At 73.9% G+C, this 17,339-nt stretch carries 18 protein-coding genes and 3 pseudogenes; 17 read left to right on the top strand and 4 right to left on the bottom strand.

Going from position 1 to position 17,339, the window contains the following annotated elements; genetic code table 11:
• A complete protein-coding gene (gene hemW / locus ACFV4N_RS08690) occupies positions 1-1,215 on the top strand; it encodes a radical SAM family heme chaperone HemW (RefSeq protein WP_499671873.1) in 1,215 nt (404 codons plus the stop codon).
• A 23-nt stretch (positions 1,216-1,238) separates the two neighbouring features.
• On the opposite strand, the gene ACFV4N_RS08695 is transcribed toward hemW, so the two are convergent.
• Positions 1,239-1,979 (bottom strand): GNAT family N-acetyltransferase, encoded by a 741-nt coding sequence (locus tag ACFV4N_RS08695; protein ID WP_499671874.1) that lies wholly within the window; start codon positions 1,977-1,979, stop codon positions 1,239-1,241.
• 110 nt (positions 1,980-2,089) lie between these two features.
• Here ACFV4N_RS08695 and hrcA point away from each other — a divergent pair, with 110 nt between their 5' ends.
• The 5 genes from hrcA to ACFV4N_RS08720 all read left to right on the top strand — a co-directional run bounded on the left by hrcA (position 2,090) and on the right by ACFV4N_RS08720 (position 6,303).
• Positions 2,090-3,115 carry a heat-inducible transcriptional repressor HrcA gene (gene hrcA, locus ACFV4N_RS08700; RefSeq protein WP_499671875.1) on the top strand — a complete coding sequence of 342 codons (1,026 nt, stop codon included), beginning with the start codon at positions 2,090-2,092 and terminating at the stop codon, positions 3,113-3,115.
• Positions 3,116-3,197: 82 nt separating this feature from the next.
• Positions 3,198-4,346 carry a molecular chaperone DnaJ gene (gene dnaJ, locus ACFV4N_RS08705; RefSeq protein WP_499671876.1) on the top strand — a complete coding sequence of 383 codons (1,149 nt, stop codon included), beginning with the start codon at positions 3,198-3,200 and terminating at the stop codon, positions 4,344-4,346.
• On the top strand, positions 4,343-5,077 hold the full coding sequence (locus ACFV4N_RS08710; protein ID WP_499671877.1) for a 16S rRNA (uracil(1498)-N(3))-methyltransferase: 735 nt from the start codon (positions 4,343-4,345) through the stop codon (positions 5,075-5,077). Before dnaJ ends, ACFV4N_RS08710 begins: the two co-directional genes overlap by 4 nt.
• A gap of 184 nt (positions 5,078-5,261) precedes the next feature.
• Complete coding sequence (locus ACFV4N_RS08715; protein ID WP_499671878.1) at positions 5,262-5,951, top strand: alpha/beta hydrolase family protein; 690 nt, start codon at positions 5,262-5,264, stop codon at positions 5,949-5,951.
• Positions 5,952-5,961: 10 nt separating this feature from the next.
• Positions 5,962-6,303: a histidine triad nucleotide-binding protein gene (locus tag ACFV4N_RS08720; protein ID WP_499671879.1), complete on the top strand. Its 342-nt coding sequence runs from the start codon at positions 5,962-5,964 to the stop codon at positions 6,301-6,303.
• Here ACFV4N_RS08720 and ACFV4N_RS08725 read toward each other — a convergent pair.
• Positions 6,300-7,088 carry a GNAT family N-acetyltransferase gene (locus ACFV4N_RS08725; protein WP_499671880.1) on the bottom strand — a complete coding sequence of 263 codons (789 nt, stop codon included), beginning with the start codon at positions 7,086-7,088 and terminating at the stop codon, positions 6,300-6,302. The two genes, ACFV4N_RS08720 and ACFV4N_RS08725, sit on opposite strands and share 4 nt — an antisense overlap.
• Before the next feature lie 136 nt (positions 7,089-7,224).
• On the opposite strand from ACFV4N_RS08725, the pseudogene ACFV4N_RS08730 reads away from it, so the two are divergent.
• The 7 genes and pseudogenes from ACFV4N_RS08730 to ACFV4N_RS08760 all read left to right on the top strand — a co-directional run.
• A pseudogene (locus ACFV4N_RS08730) lies at positions 7,225-7,935 on the top strand (PhoH family protein); the annotation flags it as partial.
• Positions 7,936-8,286: 351 nt separating this feature from the next.
• Positions 8,287-8,760: pseudogene (locus ACFV4N_RS08735) on the top strand (LAGLIDADG family homing endonuclease); the annotation flags it as partial.
• A gap of 255 nt (positions 8,761-9,015) precedes the next feature.
• Positions 9,016-9,381 (top strand): annotated as a pseudogene (locus tag ACFV4N_RS08740) (PhoH family protein); the annotation flags it as partial.
• 5 nt (positions 9,382-9,386) lie between these two features.
• Entirely contained in the window at positions 9,387-9,959 is a 573-nt protein-coding gene (gene ybeY, locus ACFV4N_RS08745; protein WP_499671881.1) for an rRNA maturation RNase YbeY, read from the top strand.
• A 16-nt stretch (positions 9,960-9,975) separates the two neighbouring features.
• Positions 9,976-11,274 (top strand): hemolysin family protein, encoded by a 1,299-nt coding sequence (locus ACFV4N_RS08750; RefSeq protein ID WP_499671902.1) that lies wholly within the window; start codon positions 9,976-9,978, stop codon positions 11,272-11,274.
• Positions 11,267-11,599: a cytidine deaminase-like protein gene (locus tag ACFV4N_RS08755; protein WP_499671882.1), complete on the top strand. Its 333-nt coding sequence runs from the start codon at positions 11,267-11,269 to the stop codon at positions 11,597-11,599. The genes ACFV4N_RS08750 and ACFV4N_RS08755 overlap by 8 nt, the downstream gene beginning before the upstream one ends.
• A 118-nt stretch (positions 11,600-11,717) precedes the next feature.
• Positions 11,718-12,791 (top strand): hypothetical protein, encoded by a 1,074-nt coding sequence (locus tag ACFV4N_RS08760; protein ID WP_499671883.1) that lies wholly within the window; start codon positions 11,718-11,720, stop codon positions 12,789-12,791.
• Between the two features lie 47 nt (positions 12,792-12,838).
• Here ACFV4N_RS08760 and ACFV4N_RS08765 read toward each other — a convergent pair whose 3' ends face one another.
• Entirely contained in the window at positions 12,839-13,693 is an 855-nt protein-coding gene (locus ACFV4N_RS08765) for a cysteine peptidase family C39 domain-containing protein (RefSeq protein WP_499671884.1), read from the bottom strand.
• A gap of 139 nt (positions 13,694-13,832) precedes the next feature.
• Positions 13,833-14,288, bottom strand: coding sequence for a MarR family winged helix-turn-helix transcriptional regulator (locus ACFV4N_RS08770; RefSeq protein ID WP_499671885.1), 456 nt, complete (start codon positions 14,286-14,288; stop codon positions 13,833-13,835).
• Between the two features lie 61 nt (positions 14,289-14,349).
• Between ACFV4N_RS08770 and ACFV4N_RS08775 the strand changes: the two genes are divergently transcribed.
• From ACFV4N_RS08775 to ACFV4N_RS08790, 4 genes are read left to right on the top strand one after another with little or no spacing between them, the layout of a single operon-like run.
• Complete coding sequence (locus ACFV4N_RS08775) at positions 14,350-14,724, top strand: VOC family protein (RefSeq protein WP_499671886.1); 375 nt, start codon at positions 14,350-14,352, stop codon at positions 14,722-14,724.
• A gap of 48 nt (positions 14,725-14,772) precedes the next feature.
• Positions 14,773-15,669, top strand: coding sequence for a GTPase Era (era, locus tag ACFV4N_RS08780; RefSeq protein ID WP_499671887.1), 897 nt, complete (start codon positions 14,773-14,775; stop codon positions 15,667-15,669).
• On the top strand, positions 15,670-16,422 hold the full coding sequence (recO, locus tag ACFV4N_RS08785) for a DNA repair protein RecO (protein ID WP_499671888.1): 753 nt from the start codon (positions 15,670-15,672) through the stop codon (positions 16,420-16,422).
• Positions 16,423-16,461: 39 nt separating this feature from the next.
• Positions 16,462-17,283 (top strand): isoprenyl transferase, encoded by an 822-nt coding sequence (locus ACFV4N_RS08790; protein WP_499671889.1) that lies wholly within the window; start codon positions 16,462-16,464, stop codon positions 17,281-17,283.
• The last annotated feature ends 56 nt before the right edge of the window (positions 17,284-17,339 follow it).

The following is a 17,339-nucleotide window of genomic DNA, read 5'->3' on the forward strand; positions in this document are numbered from 1 at the left end:
ATGCCCTCCGCCCTGCCCGCCGGTGATCCCGCGCCCCCCGACGGCTCGCTGCCCGCCGCCGCCCTCGCCGGGCTGGGCTCCCGGCCGTTCGGCGTCTACGTCCACGTGCCCTTCTGCGCGACCCGGTGCGGCTACTGCGACTTCAACACCTACACCGCCGGTGAGCTGGGCAGTTCCGCCTCGCCCGAGTCCTGGTTGGAGGGCTTGAGGCGCGAGCTGGACCTCGCCGCGCGCGTCCTGGGCACGCCGCCGGCGGCCGAGACGGTGTTCGTGGGCGGCGGCACGCCGTCGCTGCTGGGCGCCGAGGGGCTGACCGCCGTGCTGGACGCGGTGCGCGACTCGGTGGGCCTCGCGCCGGGCGCGGAGGTCACCACCGAGTCCAACCCGGAGTCCACCTCGCCCGCGTTCTTCGCCGCCATCCGTGACGCGGGTTACACCCGCGTGTCGCTGGGGATGCAGTCCGCGGCCCGGCACGTGCTCGCGGTGCTCGACCGGTCCCACACCCCGGGCCGGCCGGTCGCGGCGGCGCGGGAGGCCCGGGAGGCGGGCTTCGACCACGTCAACCTGGACCTGATCTACGGCACGCCGGGCGAGACCGCCGACGACCTGCGGGCGTCGCTGGACGCGGTGCGCGGCGCGGGCGTGGACCACGTCTCGGCGTACGCGCTGATCGTGGAGGAGGGCACCGCGCTGGCCCGCCGGGTGCGGCGCGGCGAGCTGCCGATGCCCGACGACGACGTGCTGGCCGACAAGTACGAGCAGGTCGACCGGGCCCTGACCGAGCACGGGCTGCACTGGTACGAGGTGTCGAACTGGGCGGCCGACGCGGCGGCCGAGTGCCGGCACAACCTGCTGTACTGGCGGGGCGCGGACTGGTGGGGCGCGGGTCCCGGCGCGCACAGCCACGTCGGCGGCGTCCGCTGGTGGAACGTCAAGCACCCGGCGAAGTACGCGGGCCTGCTGGCCGTCGGCACGTCGCCGGCCGCCGGGCGCGAGGCGCTGTCCGAGGACGACCGGCGCGTGGAGCGGGTGCTGCTGGAGCTGCGCCTGGCCGCCGGCCTGCCGCTGGACGCGCTCGACCCGGAGGGTCGGGCGGAGGCCGAGGCGGTCGCGGCGGACGGCCTGCTCGACCCGGCGGCGCTGGGCGCGGGGCGGTGCGTGCTGACCGACCGGGGCAGGCTGCTGGCCGACGCCGTGGTGCGGCGGCTCACCTGAGCGCCCCGCCAGGGGCCCCGGCCCTACCCCGGCTTCAGCGAGATCGACGCCGACTCCCCGATCGTCCGGTACCCCAGCGGCCCGTACAGGCGGGTCACCTTCCCGTCCGGCTCGGTCTCCAGGAACGGCCGCAGCCCGGCCGCGAACACCCGCGCGGTCAGGTCCGCGCACACCGCCGACGCGATGCCCCGACCCCGGAACCCGGGCAGCACCGCGATGCCCGCCACCTGCGCCAGCCCGTCCCTGGGCGCCGTGTGCGCGCCCGCGCCCACCGGCTCCCCACCCAACCGGGCCAGCACCACCACGCCGCCCTCGCGCAGCAGCTCCCGCTGCCGCGCCACGTCCGGCTCGCCCGGCGCCCCCTCGACCCCGAACGCCGCGTTCTGCACCGCCGACGCGGCCAGCAGGTCCTCGTCCGAGGTCGCCGCGACCAGCACCAGCCCGGTCGGCGTCGCGGGCGCGCGCAGCTCGTCGATCGACATCATCGGCAGCAGCTGGTCCACCTCGAACCCGGCCGCCGCCAGCGCCGCGTCCACCGCGGGCGCGGGCCGCAGGTACTCCAGCCGGGGCATCCGCGACCGCTCGCGGAACGCCGCGACCAGGGCTTCCACCTCGGCCGCGGTCGGTTCGGCGCCGTCGTCGGGCACCGCGTAGTTCATGAACGGGTTGTCGCTGTGGGCGTCGAAGTGGGCGAGGAACGGCCCGACGCGCACCGCGCCCGCCCTGATCGACTCGCGCAGGTTGTCCTGGATCCGGAGCAGCACGCCCACGGTTGTCCCACGAGTTGCCGGCCGGAGGCGAACGACTTTTACGAAGATGGCGCTCACCTCCGTAAACTCGAGGGGAAGAGGTTCGGGTCCGGTGGAGGTGACGCGTGGTGAACGCCGATGAGCGCAGGTTCGAGGTGCTGCGCGCGATCGTCGCCGACTACGTCTCCAACCAGGAGCCGGTCGGTTCCAAGGCCCTGGTCGAGCGCCACAACCTGGGCGTGTCCAGCGCCACGGTGCGCAACGACATGGCCGCGCTGGAGGAGGACGGCTACATCACCCAGCCGCACACCAGTGCGGGCCGGGTGCCCACGGACAAGGGCTACCGCCTGTTCGTGGACCGGTTGAGCGAGGTCAAGCCGCTGTCGTCGCCCGAGCGCAAGGCCATCCAGAGCTTCCTCGAAGGCGCCTACGACCTCGACGACGTGCTGCGCCGCAGCGTGCGGCTGCTCGCCCAGCTGACCCGCCAGGTCGCCGTCATCCAGTACCCGACGCTCAGCCGCTCCACGGTCCGCCACCTGGAGGTGCTGGCCATCACCCCGGCGCGGCTGATGCTGGTGCTGATCACCGACACCGGCCGGGTGGACCAGCGCTCGGTCGACCTCGGCGACGTGATCACCGAGGACAACGTGGCCCGGATGCGGTCGGTGCTGAACTCGGCCATGGTCGGCAAGCGGCTCGCCGACGCCTCGGCCGAGGTCGCCGAGCTGCCCGACCAGGCGCCCGCGGAGCTGCGCGACGCCATGACGAGGGTCAGCACCGTGCTGATCGAATCCCTGGTCGAGCACCCCGAGGAGCGCCTGGTGCTGGGTGGCACGGCGAACCTCACCCGGAACGTGGCAGACTTCCCCGGTTCGCTGCGCCAGGTGCTGGAGGCGCTGGAGGAGCAGGTCGTGGTGCTCAAGCTGCTGGCCGCCGCCCGCGACCCCGGCACGATCCTGGTGCACATCGGCGAGGAGAACGAAGCGGCGGAGATGCGCAGCACCTCCGTCGTGTCCATCGGCTACGGCAGCCGGGACAACCTGCTCGGCGGCATGGGAGTGGTGGGACCGACCAGGATGGACTACCCGGGCACGATGGCGGCCGTTCGCGCGGTCGCCACCTACGTCGGTGAGATCCTGACCGGGCGGTGACGACGGGGGAACACCGCGGTCCCGCAGGACGTTTCGCAAGCGAGCGAGCGCGTGCCCGAACGCGCCCGCAGGAGGAAACACGGTGGCGAGGGACTACTACGGCACGCTCGGGGTCTCCAAGAACGCGACACCCGAGGAGATCAAGCGCGCCTACCGCAAGCTCGCGCGGCAGCTCCACCCCGACGTCAACCCCAACGAGGAAGCACGCTTCAAGGAGGTGACCGCCGCCTACGAGGTCCTGTCGGACCCGAAGAAGCGGCAGGTCGTCGACCTGGGCGGCGACCCGTTGGAGCCCGGCGGCGGTGGGGCGGGCATGCGCGACCCGTTCGCGGGCTTCGGGCTGGGCGACATCATGGACGCGTTCTTCGGCGCGGGCGGCGGCAGCGGCCGCGGACCGCGCAGCCGCGTGCAGCCCGGCTCGGACGCGCTCATCCGGCTGTCGATGACGCTGGAGGAGTGCGCCGCGGGCGCCGCGCGGGAACTGACGGTCGACACCGCGATCCTGTGCGACCGGTGCGTGGGCAGCGGCACCGCCGAGGGCTCGTCCCCGGTGCGCTGCGACACCTGCGGCGGCCGCGGCGAGGTGCAGTCGGTGCAGCGGTCCTTCCTGGGCCAGGTCGTCACCGCGCGCCCCTGCCCGGTGTGCCGCGGCTTCGGCGAGGTCATCCCCGACCCGTGCCAGCAGTGCGCCGGCGAGGGCCGGGTGCGCTCGCGGCGCACCATCTCCGTGCAGATCCCGGCCGGCGTGGCCGAGGGCATGCGCGTGCGGCTCGCGGGCCAGGGCGAGGTCGGCCCCGGCGGCGGCCCGGCGGGCGACCTGTACGTCGAGGTCGAGGAGGTGCCGCACGAGGTCTTCGAGCGCGACGGCGCCGACCTGCACTGCTCCGTGCGCATCCCGATGACCACCGCCGCGCTGGGCGCGGTCCTGCCGCTCCAGACCCTGGACGGCGAGGAGGAGCTGGAGATCGAACCCGGCACCCAGCCGAACACCGAGCTGGTCCTGTCCGGGCGCGGCATGCCCCGGCTGCGCTCCAGCGGCCGCATCGACGGCCGCGGCGACCTCCACGTCCACCTGGAGGTCGTGGTGCCCACCAAGCTCGACGCCCGCCAGGCCGAGCTGCTGCGCGAGCTGGCCGTGGTGCGCGGCGAGGACGAGCCGACCCTCTCGCACAACGGCAAGGGCGGCGGCGGGCTGTTCTCCCGGCTGCGCTCCGGGCGCAACCACCGGTGACCCTGCCGGTCTTCCTCGTGGCCGCGCTGCCCACCGGCCCGTCGACGCTGCTCGACGGGCCGGAGGGCCGGCACGCGGCCACCGTGCGCAGGCTGCGCACGGGCGAGGAGCTGGTGCTCTCCGACGGCTCGGGCGACCAGGTCCGGTGCGTGGTCACCGAGGCCCTGAAGGACGCCCTGGCGCTGGAGGTCGTCGAGCGCTGGACCGTGCCCGCACCCGCCGTGCGCGTGGTCCTGGCGCAGGCCCTGGTCAAGGGCGACCGCGGCGAGCTGGCCGTGGAGCTGGCCACCGAGGCGGGCGTGGACGCCGTCGTGCCGTGGCGGGCCTCGCGCTGCGTGACCAAGTGGGACGACGGGCCGCGCGGCGCCAAGGCCCTCGAACGCTGGCGCAGCACCGCGCGCGAGGCGGCCAAGCAGGCCCGGCGCGCCCGCGTGCCCTCCGTCGCCGCACCCGCCTCCACCGCCGAACTGGCCCGCCTGGCCGCTTCGTCGGCGACCGCATTGGTTTTGCACGAATCATCTTCGTCGGGCCTCGGATCTGTTCCGCTGCCGGCTTCGGGTGACGTGCTGCTGGTCGTCGGACCCGAAGGCGGCATCACCGACGAGGAATTGTCCACGTTGACCGCGGCGGGCGCGCACGCGGTGCGACTGGGCCCTGACGTACTGCGCGCGTCGACCGCCGCGGCGGTCGCTTTGGGTGCGCTGGGTGTGCTGACCGATCGCTGGCGGTAATGGTTCCCGCCTCTTCTGGCGAATGGCCGACACAGGGGTTACGCTCATGGCCAGAGGGGTCGTTTTGGTCTAACCGGGACCGACCCTTCACCCCCAGACTCGCCGGACACCTCCCCCCTCGGTCCGGCGCCGCCGCGTCGCGGTGGGACGACCCCCAGGTCCCATCGCGACGCGGCCTCTTTTTGTGACGAGGTTTTCCTTGCGCATCACCTACGGCACGCACCCCAGCCAGTTCGGGGAGTTTTCCGCTCCGTCCGGTGAATCGTTTCCGGTGATCGTGGTAATCCACGGTGGTTTCTGGCACCAGCGTTATGGGCTCGAACTCGGCCGACCCCTGGCCGCCGACCTCATCGCGCACGGAGCCGCCGCGTACAACATCGAGTACCGACGGGTAACCGGGGGCGGCGGCTGGCCCGCCACCGGCGACGACGTCCTCGCCGCGCTCGACGCCCTCGACCCCGACCTCGGCCCCGTGGTCACCCTCGGTCACTCCGCGGGCGGCCACCTCGCCGTCTGGGCCGCCGCCCGCCACCCCCGCGTCCTCGGCGCCGTCGCCCAGGCGGGCGTCCTGGACCTCCTCGCCGACCCCCGCATCACCCGCCGCGCCGCCGAACTCCTCGGCGGCGCCCCCGACGAGGTCCCCGACCGCTACGCCGACGCCTCGCCCGCCGCGCTGCCGCCCGTCGGCAAACCCCTGGTCCTCGTCCACGGCACCGCCGACGAGGACGTCCCCTTCGAGCAGAGCGCCGCGTTCGCCCGCGCCACCGGCGCCGAACTGGTCGCGCTGCCCGGCGCCGGCCACATGGACCTCGTCACCGTCGGCACCGAAGCCTGGACCGCCTGCCGCGAGGCCGCCCTGCGCCTGGCCCGATAGCCTGCCGCGCATGTCCGACTGCCTGTTCTGCCGCATCGTCGCCCGCGAGATCCCGGCCACCGTGGTGCACGAGACCGACACCACGCTGGCGTTCCGCGACATCGCACCCCAGGCGCCCACGCACGTCGTGCTGGTGCCCAAGACCCACGCCAACGACGCCGCCGCCCTCGCCGCCGCCGCACCCGGCGTCCTCGACGACCTGTTCCTGGCCGCCGGCGAGGTCGCCAAGGCCGAGGGCGTCGCCGACAGCGGCTACCGCCTGCTGTTCAACACCGGCCCCGACGCCGGCCAGACCGTCTTCCACGCCCACCTGCACGTCCTCGGCGGACGACCCCTCGGACCCCTGGCCTAACCCAGCGCCTGCATCACCGGCACGTGCAGGCGCGCCCGGTCGCCGGTCAACTCGCCCCGGACCATGAAGTCCACGGTGAACCGCGGCCGGACACCGCGCTCGGCCAACCACGCGCCCAACCCCGGGTCGTGCACGTCCACCCGCACGTGCCCGCCCGCCGCGACGTCGGAGATCAGCTCCCGGGCCCGCTCGGCGGACGACGCCACCACCGGGCCGACCACCGTCACCCCCGGCAGCTCCCACGTGCCCGCGAACCCGTCCTCCGCCACCCTGACCTGCGACGCGAACCCGAACAGCTCCGCCCACAACGCCGACCGGTCGGCGCCGAACACCTCGGCGTCGACCGCCACCACCCGCGCCCGGTCCGCCTCCGCCACCGGCCGCGACACCCCCGCCGCCGGACCCGTGAACGCGCCGAAGTGCCCGGTCACCCGCGTCACCGGGCGGAACCCCAGCTTCTCGTACAGCGGCCTGCCCTGCGACGTGGCGTGCAGCGACACCACCGGCGCGTCCGCGAACTCCAGCGCGTGCCCCACCAGCCGCCGCCCCAGCCCGCGCCCGCCGTGGCTCGACGCCACCAGCACCATGCTCACCGCCGCGTGCGCGTCCCCGAACCGCGTCACGATCGTCGTGCCGACCAGCCGACCCCCGTCGACCAGCCCGAACCCCGTCCCCACCCGCAGCAGGAACGCCCACTTGTCCCATTCCGGCGGCCAATCCCGGTCCGAGGCCAGCGCCACGCAGGCGGCCACGTCGTCGGGTGTCAGGGCGCGCAACGTCTCCACCCCCCGAGTACACCCCCGCTGTCCAGCGGCTTTCCAACTCCGGTGCGGACTGTCGGCACGGGCGGCTAGCATCGACGCAGTAGCCGAGTTCACCCCGAGCACGGCGCGAAAGCGCAGGAAGAGGGCCCGAGGCCACGTGGCCGGTACCGCTGACAACACGCCGCAGGCAGGCCAGGCCGCGGCCGATGCCCAGTCCAAGTTCGCCGTGCCCGACGGTGCGGTGCTCGCCCTGCTCGGGTCGCGCGACGAGAACCTGCGCCTGGTCGAGGAGCTGCTCGACGCCGACGTGCACGTGCGCGGCAACGAGATCACCCTCTCCGGCCAACCCGCCGACGTGGCGTTCGCCGAACGGGTCTTCACCGAGCTGGTCACCCTCGCCAGCCGCGGCCAGCAGGTCGGACCGGACACGGTCCGCCGCACCGTCGCGATGCTGTCCGCGGGCACCGCCGAGTCGCCCGCCGAGGTGCTCAGCCTCGACATCATCTCCCGGCGCGGCCGCACCATCAGGCCGAAGACGCTCAACCAGAAGCACTACGTCGACGCGATCGACCAGAACACCGTCGTGTTCGGCATCGGTCCCGCCGGCACCGGCAAGACCTACCTGGCCATGGCCAAGGCCGTGCAGGCGCTCCAGGCCAAGCAGGTCAACCGCATCATCCTGACCCGCCCGGCGGTCGAGGCGGGCGAGCGGCTCGGCTACCTGCCCGGCACGCTGTACGAGAAGATCGACCCGTACCTGCGCCCCCTGTACGACGCCCTGCACGACATGGTGGACCCCGAGTCCATCCCGCGGCTGACCCAGGCGGGCACGATCGAGGTCGCCCCGCTGGCCTACATGCGCGGGCGGGCGCAGCCGGTGTTCACCGAGGTGCTCACGCCGGAGGGCTTCCGCCCGATCGGCAGCCTCCGGGTCGGCGACCTGGTCATCGGCTCGAACGGCGAGCCCACGCCGGTGCTCGGCGTGTACCCGCAGGGCGAGAAGGACATCTACCGCGTCACCGCCCAGGACGGGGCTTCGACGCTGTGCTGCGGCGACCACCTCTGGACGGTCCGGACCGCGTCCGACCGCCGGCGGAACAAGCCGTGGCGGGTGCTGGAGACCAAGGAGATGATCGGCAACCTCCGCGCCGCCCACGCGCGGCGGTACGAGTTGCCGCTGCTCAGCGCGCCCGCCTGCCATCCGGCGCAGGAGGTCCCGATGGACCCCTACGCCCTGGGACTGCTGCTGGGCGACGGTTGCCTGACGGGCTCCACCACGCCGTCCTTCGCCACCGACGACCCGGACCTGGCGAGCGCCCTGGAGGCGGCCCTGCCCGGAGTGGTGGTGCGGCGGAGGAGCCGGGTGGACTACGTCCTGAACCGGGTGAAGGCCCCCGGCGACGTGGTCACGCTGGAGAACCCGGTGACCGGGGCGCTGCGAGCCCTGGACCTGCTCGGCACCCGATCGCACACGAAGTTCATCCCGGACGCCTACCTGCTCAACACGCCCGAGGTCCGGCTGGCCCTGCTCCAGGGCCTGCTGGACTCCGACGGGGGTCCGGTCACCCAGGCCGGGCGGACCTGCCGCATCCAGTACACGACCACCTCGACCCGGCTCCGGGACGACGTGATCGCGCTGGTCCGGTCGCTGGGCGGGGTCGCGTACACCCGCACCCGTCCCGCCGAGGGGCGGACCTCGGGGTGGGCGAACGGCCGCGAGGTCGCTTACCGCAACGACGCGCACGTCGTCGACATCCGCCTCCCGGCGGGCGTCGAGCCCTTCCGGCTCGCCCGCAAGCGGGACCGGTACCGGGCGGCGGGTGGTGGCGGCCGTCCGATGCGGTTCATCGACAGCATCGAGCCCGCGGGTCGCGCGGAGGCCGTGTGCATCCAGGTGGCGGCGGCCGACTCGCTGTACGTCACCGAGGACCACCTGCTGACGCACAACACGCTCAACGACGCCTTCATCATCCTCGACGAGGCGCAGAACACCACGCCCGAGCAGATGAAGATGTTCCTCACCCGCCTGGGCTTCGGCTCGAAGGTCGTGGTGACCGGCGACATCACCCAGGTGGACCTGCCCGGCGGCCAGCGCAGCGGCCTGAAGGTGGTCAAGGACATCCTGGACGGCGTCGAGGACGTCCACTTCTCGGTCTTGACCAGCAACGACGTGGTCCGCCACCGCCTGGTCGCGGACATCGTGGACGCCTACGAGAAGTGGCAGGTCGAGCAGGACGAGGGCGATGCCCGCGATCGGGACGGGCACCACGCCGGACCCGGTGCGAGGTCGCGCGGGCAGCGCCGGGGACGATAGGCGCCGTGAGCATCGAGATCGCGAACGAGTCGGGCGTCGGCGTGGACGAGCCGTCCATCGTGGCCGCCGCCCGGTTCGCTTTGGACCGGATGGGCGTGAGCCCGTTGGCCGAGCTGTCCGTCCTGCTGGTGGAGCTGGACGTGATGGCGGACCTGCACCAGCGCTGGATGGACCTGCCCGGTCCGACGGACGTGATGGCGTTCCCGATGGACGAGCTGGACTCGGCGCGCCGGCCGGACGCGGCGGGGTTGGGGCCGGCGCTACTCGGCGACATCGTGCTGTGCCCGGAGTTCGCCCGCGACCAGGCGAAGAAGGCCGGGCACAGCCTGTTGGACGAGCTGCACCTGCTGACCGTGCACGGTGTGCTGCACCTGCTCGGCTACGACCACGCCGAGCCCGCCGAGGAGCGGGAGATGTTCACGTTGCAGAACCGCATCCTGGGCGACTTCCGCACCGCGGCGGCCGAGGCGGCGCGCCAGTCGGCGCAGCGGGAGGCGGACTCGAAGCTGCTCGGGGCGGTGGGGTTGGAGGACTCGGCGGGTCCGGACGACCCGGCCGGCTCCGGACCGGCGACCTGAGGCGGCGGGGGTGGCGATAGCCGGTTCGACCAGCCTGCTGGTCCTGGCCGTGGTGCTGGTGTTGGGTGCGGGTGTGTTCGCGGCGGCGGACGCGGCGCTGGGCACGGTGTCGCGGGCGCGCGTCGAGGCGTTGCAGCGGCAGGGCCGGTCGGGCACGGGCCAGTTGATCGCGCTGCTGGCCGACCGGCCGCGGCACGTGAACCTGCTGCTGTTGCTGCGGCTGGGGTGCGAGCTGGCGGCGACGGTGCTGGTGACCGTGGTGTGCTTCCGGCTGGTGGACACCGGCTGGGTGGCGGTGCTGGTGGCCGGGCTGAGCATGCTGGTGGTGTCGTACGTGCTGGTGGGCGTGGGTCCGCGCACGATCGGCCGGCAGCACCCGTACGCGGTGAGCCTGGTGGCGGCGGGCCCGATCCGGGTGCTGGGCCGGGTGCTGGGTCCGCTGAGCAAGCTGCTGATCCTGGTCGGCAACGCGATCACGCCGGGCAAGGGCTTCCGGGAGGGTCCGTTCTCCTCGGAGGTGGAGCTGCGCGAGCTGGTCGACATGGCCCAGGAGCGCGGTGTCGTGGACGAGGGCGAGCGGGAGATGATCCACTCGGTCTTCGAGCTGGGCGACACGATCGCGCGCGAGGTGATGGTGCCCCGCACGGAGATCGTGTGGATCGAGTCGACCAAGTCGATCCGGCAGGCGCTGGCGCTGTCGCTGCGGACCGGGTACACGCGGGTCCCGGTGATAGGGGAGAGCGTCGACGACATCGTGGGCGTGGTGAACCTCAAGGACCTGGTGCGGGTGACGTTGGCGGAGGACCCGAACGGCACGCTGGTGTCGGACGTGATGAAGCCCGCGTCGTTCATCCCGGACTCGAAGCCGATCGCGGACCTGCTGCGGGAGATGCAGCTGTCGCGCAACCACCTGGCGGTGGTGGTGGACGAGTACGGCGGCACGGCGGGCCTGCTGACGATCGAGGACATCCTGGAGGAGATCGTCGGTGAGATCACCGACGAGTCCGACACGGACGACCGGCCGCCGGTGGAGCACCTGGCGGACGGTTCGGTGCGGGTGAGCGCGCGGTTGCCGGTGGACGACCTGGACGCGCTGTTCGGCACGGAGCTGGACGACCACGAGGTGGAGACGGTCGGCGGGCTGCTGGCGCAGCGGCTGGGCCGGGTGCCGCTGCCGGGCACGGAGGCGGAGATCGCGGGTCTGCGGATGCGGGCCGAGGGCGGCAAGGACGAGCGCGGTCGCATGCGCATCACCACGGTGCTGGTGCGGTCGGCGCGCGAGGACGAGAGCGACGAGGAGACGCCCGGTGAGTGAGCTGGACCCCGAGGACCAGAAGATCGTCACGCTGGCGCGGTCGGCGAGGGCGCGGACGGGCGCGGCGGAGGGCGCGGCGGTGCGCGACACCGACGGCCGGACGTACGCGGCGACCACGGTGGCGTTGCCGTCGTTGAAGCTGACCGCGTTGCAGGCGGCGGTGGCGGCGGCGGTGTCCAGCGGCGCGGAGGGCCTGGAGGCGGCGGCCGTGGTGACGGCGGCGGGCGAGGTGGACGCGGAGTCGGTGGCGGCGGTGCGGGACCTGGCGGCCGGGGCGCCCGTGCTGCGGGCCGACGGCGCCGGTGTGGTGCAGGAGACGGTGTAGGTCGGGGGTCGACGCCGCGGCGCCCGGTCCGGTGCGCCGCGGATCGGCTCCGGGGGAACCGGCGGGGTGCGGGTAGGCTGCCGATCATGACCGGAAGAATCGAGTCCACCCCCCGCCGGTGAGCGAGGGGACCGGGGCGGGCCCCCGGACCAGCCTGTTCGACCACGCGTCGTGCCTGCACGAGCGGCACCCCGACGGACCGCTGCCGGACTACGGCGAACCCTTCCCGAACGACCCGCCGCCGTCGCGTGCGCGTCGGGATGCGCGGACCGACCTGCGCCGGGACGGCGCGGACGTGGCGGCCGTCCTGGACGGGCACTTCGCCGGGGACGGCCACCCGTCGGAGTTGGCCGGCGCGCTGAGCGGCTTGGCCGTGCCGATCCACCGCAACGACCACGTCGCTGCCGCCGCGCTGCGGGCCGACCGGGAGCGGGTGCGCCGGACCGGGCGGTGGCTGGTGCGGCATGGTGCGGGGCAGGCCGAGGTGCTGGTGGGCCTGGCCCTGCTGGGGACCGACTGGCGCGATGACGAGGACGAAATCGCGTTGATCCGCATGATCGGCCTGCTGTCGCGCACCTTCGGCCCGTTGGCCGCCGCCGCCCTGGAACGCCGCCGGCACGGCGAGGACGCCCTGCTGTGGCTGGGTGACCGGGTCGACGGGTGGGGGCGGGTGCACGTCGTGGAGGCCCTGTGCCGCCGGGCCGGCGAGCGTTCGCGGCGGTGGCTGCGGCGGCGGGCCTGCGACGGCGACGTCCTCAACTCCTACTTCGCGGGTCGCGTGGCCACGGTGGCGCACCTGCACCACGCCATCACCACCGAGTCCGACGACGAGCTGGTCGACCACACCGGGCGGCTGCCGGCGGTCCTGGGGCACGCGTCGGGGATGGGGATGGACCTCGGGCGCTACCCGCCGGCGCGCCAGGTGGTCGAGGCGCACGTCGCCCACCTGGCCCGGCAGGGGCCGACGCGGGACCGGTTCGCCGCGGCGGTGTGCCTGGCCGGCCTCCTGGCCGGTCCGGGCGCCGTGGCGGGCGCCACGCGTGAGCAGCGGACCCGGTTGGTGGGGCGCTACCGGGCCGTGCTGGACCGGGACGAGTGGTGCCGGGTGCTCGACGACGCGGAGGACCGGTGGGCGTGGTTGCGCGGCACGGGGGTCGCCCTGGGCCTGCGGGCGTTCGCCGGAGCGGGGTGACGGTCCCGGGGCGTGCGCCCGTGCCCCGTGCGCACGCCTCGGCGCGCCTAGAGCAGCACCCCGGCGCGGCCGAGGTCGTGGTTGTAGTAGCCGGCCAGGGTGGCGGCGGAGGCGCGGTGGACGATCGGCTGGGAGGCCGGGTCGAGCACGAGGTAGTCGCCGTCGTAGCCGGCCACGGTGAGGAAGTGCGGGACGTCCCGGCCGGACCAGGGCAGGCCGATCATGTTGCCGGCGAGGACGACGGGGCGGCCGCCGCGCACGTGCGCGAGGGTGCGGGCTAGGTCGTTGAAGACGACGGTCGCGGTGACGCCGTTGCGGGCGAGGGCGCGCTTGACGTCGCTCTCGTTGGTGCCGAACTCGTTCGGGTCGTTCCACGACGGGTCGCGGCCCATGTCGGCGCGGGCCTGGTTGATGGCGGTGACGGGGCGCGAGGCGGTCCAGCCGCGCGGGGTCACGCCCGCGGCGAGCAGGGCGGAGACGACGCTCGCGGGTCCGCAGTCCTCGCCCTGGTTGGCCTGGCCGTGGAACTGGGAGACGGGGACGAGCGCGCCGCTCTGGCCGCCGCAGTCGGGCACGCCGGGGATGCGGTGGTCGTGCCCGGTGGCCATGTAGGCGTCGGCGAGGTAGCCGCCGAGGGCGGGCACGTAGTCCCACAGGTCGCTGGTGAACCCGCGGGTGTTGGTGACGGACTGGCCGCGGGCCTGGCAGGAGATCTCCACCCGCCGCCCGTCGAAGACCAGGCCGAGCGAGGTGCTCGCGCTGGTGGGGCGGGCGCGGACGGTGAGGCCGTCGCCGTCGGTGTTGCCGACGGTGGCGGGCGCGGCGGTGGCCGTGCCGGAGGTCGTGACCAGGGCGGACGCGACGAGCACGGGTAACAGCAGCAGGCGGGGGGAGCGTTTCACGGGAATGCCTCCGGAGTGGTGGGTGGTCGGCCACTCCGAGTCGGCGGTGCGGGCGGTGGTTTCGCGGCGGGCCGTGCGGGCTTCGTGGTGGCGAAGCGCGGGGTGGGTCCGCGTCGGGAGCGCTCCTGTTCCGGCGCCCCTACTCCTCGGTGGTCTCCTCGGCGGCGAGGGCGGCCGCGCAGGCGGTGAGCTGCTCGCGCAGCCGTTCGGCCTCGCCGGGGGCCAGGTGCCGCAGCATCCGGCGTTCGACGTCGGCGACGGCGCGGCTCGCCCGGTGGAGCAGGTCGACGCCCTCCTCGGTGAGCCGGGTGGGCAGCGCCCGACCCCGGGGCGCGGTGGCCGGCCGGGTCAGCAGGCCGCGGTCCTGGAGGCCCTGGAGCACCGCGTGCATGGACTGCCGGGTGACGAAGGCGCCGCGGGCGAGTTCGGCCGCCGACAGGTCGGGGCGTTGGCCGAGCAGTTCCAGGCAGGCGTACTGGGGGACGCCCAGCCCCAGCGGTCGCAGGGCCGCGTCCATGGCGCCGCGCAGGGCCGCGGCGGCCTGCTTGAGGGCGTAGCCGACGGACGAGTCCAGGTTCACCCGGTCTTGCTTCATGTCAGGATTCTGACATAGGGTGGCGAGTGTCAGGAACCTGACACGAACCGAGGAGGAACCCGTGGCCACCGTGACCGGACCCGACTTCATCGCCCTCCAGGTGCGCGACCTGGACGCCGCCGCCGCGTTCTACGAGGACCGCCTGGGCCTGCGCCGCGCCCCGGCCGGCCCGCCGCACGCGGTCGTGTTCGCCACCTCGCCCGTCCCCTTCGCGGTGCGCGAACCGCTGCCCGGGGTCGACCTGGACGCCGCCGCGCCGCGACCGGGCACGGGGGTGGCGCTGTGGCTGCGCGCCGACGACGCCCAGGAGCTGCACGACGACCTGGCCGCCGCCGGGGTGCCGATCCTGACCGCGCCCGTCGACGGCCCGTTCGGGCGGACCTTCACCTTCGCGGACCTCGACGGGTACGCCGTCACGGTCCACGACGGCGCCTGAGGTCGAGGGCGGCCACGCGCCGTCCGGGCTACCGGGGACAATGGGGGGATGGATGGTTACCGCTCCGGGTTCGCGTGCTTCGTCGGCCGCCCCAACGCAGGCAAGTCGACGCTGACCAACGCGCTGGTCGGGACCAAGGTCGCGATCACGTCCAGCAAGCCGCAGACCACCCGCCACACCATCCGGGGCATCGTGCACCGCGACGACGGCCAGCTCGTGCTCGTGGACACCCCCGGCCTGCACCGCCCGCGCACCCTGCTCGGCCAGCGCCTCAACGACCTGGTCCGGGAGACCTGGTCCGAGGTGGACGTGGTCGGGTTCTGCGTGCCCGCGGACCAGAAGGTCGGCCCCGGCGACAAGTTCATCGCCGCCGAGCTGCAGAAGATCGCCAAGCGCACCCCGGTGTTCGGCATCGTCACCAAGACGGACCTGGTGAGCCAGCAGCAGGTGGCCGAGCAGCTGCTCGCGCTCCAGAACGTGATGGAGTTCGCCGAGCTGATCCCGGTGTCCGCCGTGGACGGCTACCAGGTGGACACCCTGGCGGAGCTGCTGGTCGGCAAGCTGCCCGAGGGCCCGCCGCTGTACCCGGACGGCGAGCTGACCGACGAGCCGGAGCAGACGCTGGTGGCGGAGCTGATCCGGGAGGCGGCGCTGGAGGGCGTGCGCGACGAGCTGCCGCACTCGATCGCCGTCGTGGTGGAGGAGATGCTGCCGCGCGAGGGCCGCGACGACCTGGTGGACATCCACGCCAACCTGTTCGTGGAGCGGCCCAGCCAGAAGGCGATCATCCTGGGCCACCGGGGCGAGCGGCTCAAGCAGGTCGGCATCACCTCGCGCCGCCAGATCGAGAAGCTGCTCGGCACGCGCGTCTACCTCGACCTGCACATCAAGATCGCCAAGGACTGGCAGCGCGACCCGAAGCAGCTGCGCAGACTGGGGTTCTAGGTGGCCAACCTCTACCGGGACACCGGGGTGGTGCTGCGGGTGCAAAAGCTCGGCGAGGCCGACCGCATCATCACCCTGCTCACCCAGCGGCACGGCAAGGTGCGCGCGGTCGCCAAGGGCGTGCGCCGCACCTCGTCCCGGTTCGGCGCGCGGCTGGAGCCGTTCGCGCACGTCGACGTGCAGTTCTACCCGGGCCGGTCGCTGGACGTGGTGACCCAGGTCCAGACGGTGGACGCGTTCGGCGTCGTCCTGGTGGACGACTACCCGCGCTACACGGCGGGGTGCGCGGTGCTGGAGACCGCGGACCGGCTCACCGCCGAGGAGGGCGAACCGGTCCTGCGGCTGTACCTGCTGGTCACGGGCGCGCTGCGGGCGCTGGCGGCCAAGGAGCGGGACGCCTCGCTGGTGCTCGACGCGTTCCTGCTGCGGGCGATGGCGTTCGCGGGCTGGGCGCCCGCCGTGGACGAGTGCGCCCGCTGCGGCGACCCGGGCCCGCACAAGGCGTTCAACGTCCACGCCGGCGGCATGGTGTGCGCGCGGTGCCGGCCGCCGGGCAGCGCCACCCCGTCCGGTGACACGCTGCGCCTGCTGTCGGCCCTGCTGCACGGCCGGTGGGACGTGGTGGACGGGATACCGGCCGTCGCCCGCCGCGACGCGGGCGGCCTGGTCGCCGCGCACCTCCAGTGGCACCTGGAGCGGCAGCTGCGCTCGTTGCCCTTGGTCGAGCGCAAGGCCCGGCCCGCCGGGGGTTAGGCTCGCGCGTCCCCACTTGAGCACCCCGAGAGGACAGCCATGCTTCGCCGACGGCGGGCGGATCGCGTCGAACGCGCCCCCCGACCCCCGGAACCGCACCCCACCGGGGCGACGCCGCCCGACATCCCGGCCGACCTGGTGCCCCGGCACATCGCGATCGTGATGGACGGCAACGGCCGCTGGGCCAACCAGCGCGGGCTGTCCCGCATCGAGGGGCACAAGCGCGGCGAGGCCGTGGTGGTCGAGGCGGCGAAGGGCGCCATCGCGCTGGGCGTGAAGTGGCTGTCGCTCTACGCGTTCTCCACCGAGAACTGGCGGCGCAGCCCCGAGGAGGTGCGCTTCCTCATGGGCTTCAGCCGCGACGTGATCCACCACCGCACCGACGAGCTGGATGAGCTGGGCGTGCGGGTGCGCTGGGCGGGCCGCCGGCCGAGGCTGTGGCGCAGCGTGATCAAGGAGCTGGAGGTCGCCGAGGAGCGCACGAAGGACAACGACGTGCTGAACCTGGCGATGTGCATCAACTACGGCGGGCGCGCCGAGGTCGGTGACGCGGCCCGGGAGATCGCCCGGCTGGCCGCGGCCGGCAAGATCAACCCGGAGAAGGTCGACGAGCGCACCCTGTCCCGGCACATGTACCAGCCGGACATGCCGGACGTGGACCTGTTCATCCGGCCGTCGGGTGAGCAGCGCACGTCGAACTTCCTGCTGTGGCAGTCGGCGTACGCGGAGCTGGTGTTCCAGGACATCCTGTGGCCCGATTTCGACCGGCTGGACCTGTGGCGCGCCTGCGAGGTGTACGCCAGGCGGGACCGCCGCTTCGGCGGGGCCGTGGACAAGCCCGACGTGGAAGGTGCGGAGTGAGCGACGACGCCGAGGTGACCGGTCGGCTGCTGACCGCGGCCCGCGAGGCGCTGGAG

Source organism: Actinosynnema sp. NPDC059797, from assembly GCF_042732085.1.
Lineage (GTDB): Bacteria > Actinomycetota > Actinomycetes > Mycobacteriales > Pseudonocardiaceae > Actinosynnema.

Excerpts from the sequence above, each read along its gene's own strand:
- hemW (WP_499671873.1), top strand. The coding sequence starts at position 1 with ATGCCCTCCGCCCTGCCCGCCGGTGATCCCGCGCCCCCCGACGGCTCG.
- era (WP_499671887.1), top strand. The coding sequence starts at position 14,773 with ATGGATGGTTACCGCTCCGGGTTCGCGTGCTTCGTCGGCCGCCCCAAC.
- ACFV4N_RS08770 (WP_499671885.1), bottom strand. The coding sequence starts at position 14,288 with ATGAAGCAAGACCGGGTGAACCTGGACTCGTCCGTCGGCTACGCCCTC.
- ACFV4N_RS08790 (WP_499671889.1), top strand. The coding sequence starts at position 16,462 with ATGCTTCGCCGACGGCGGGCGGATCGCGTCGAACGCGCCCCCCGACCC.
- ACFV4N_RS08720 (WP_499671879.1), top strand. The coding sequence starts at position 5,962 with ATGTCCGACTGCCTGTTCTGCCGCATCGTCGCCCGCGAGATCCCGGCC.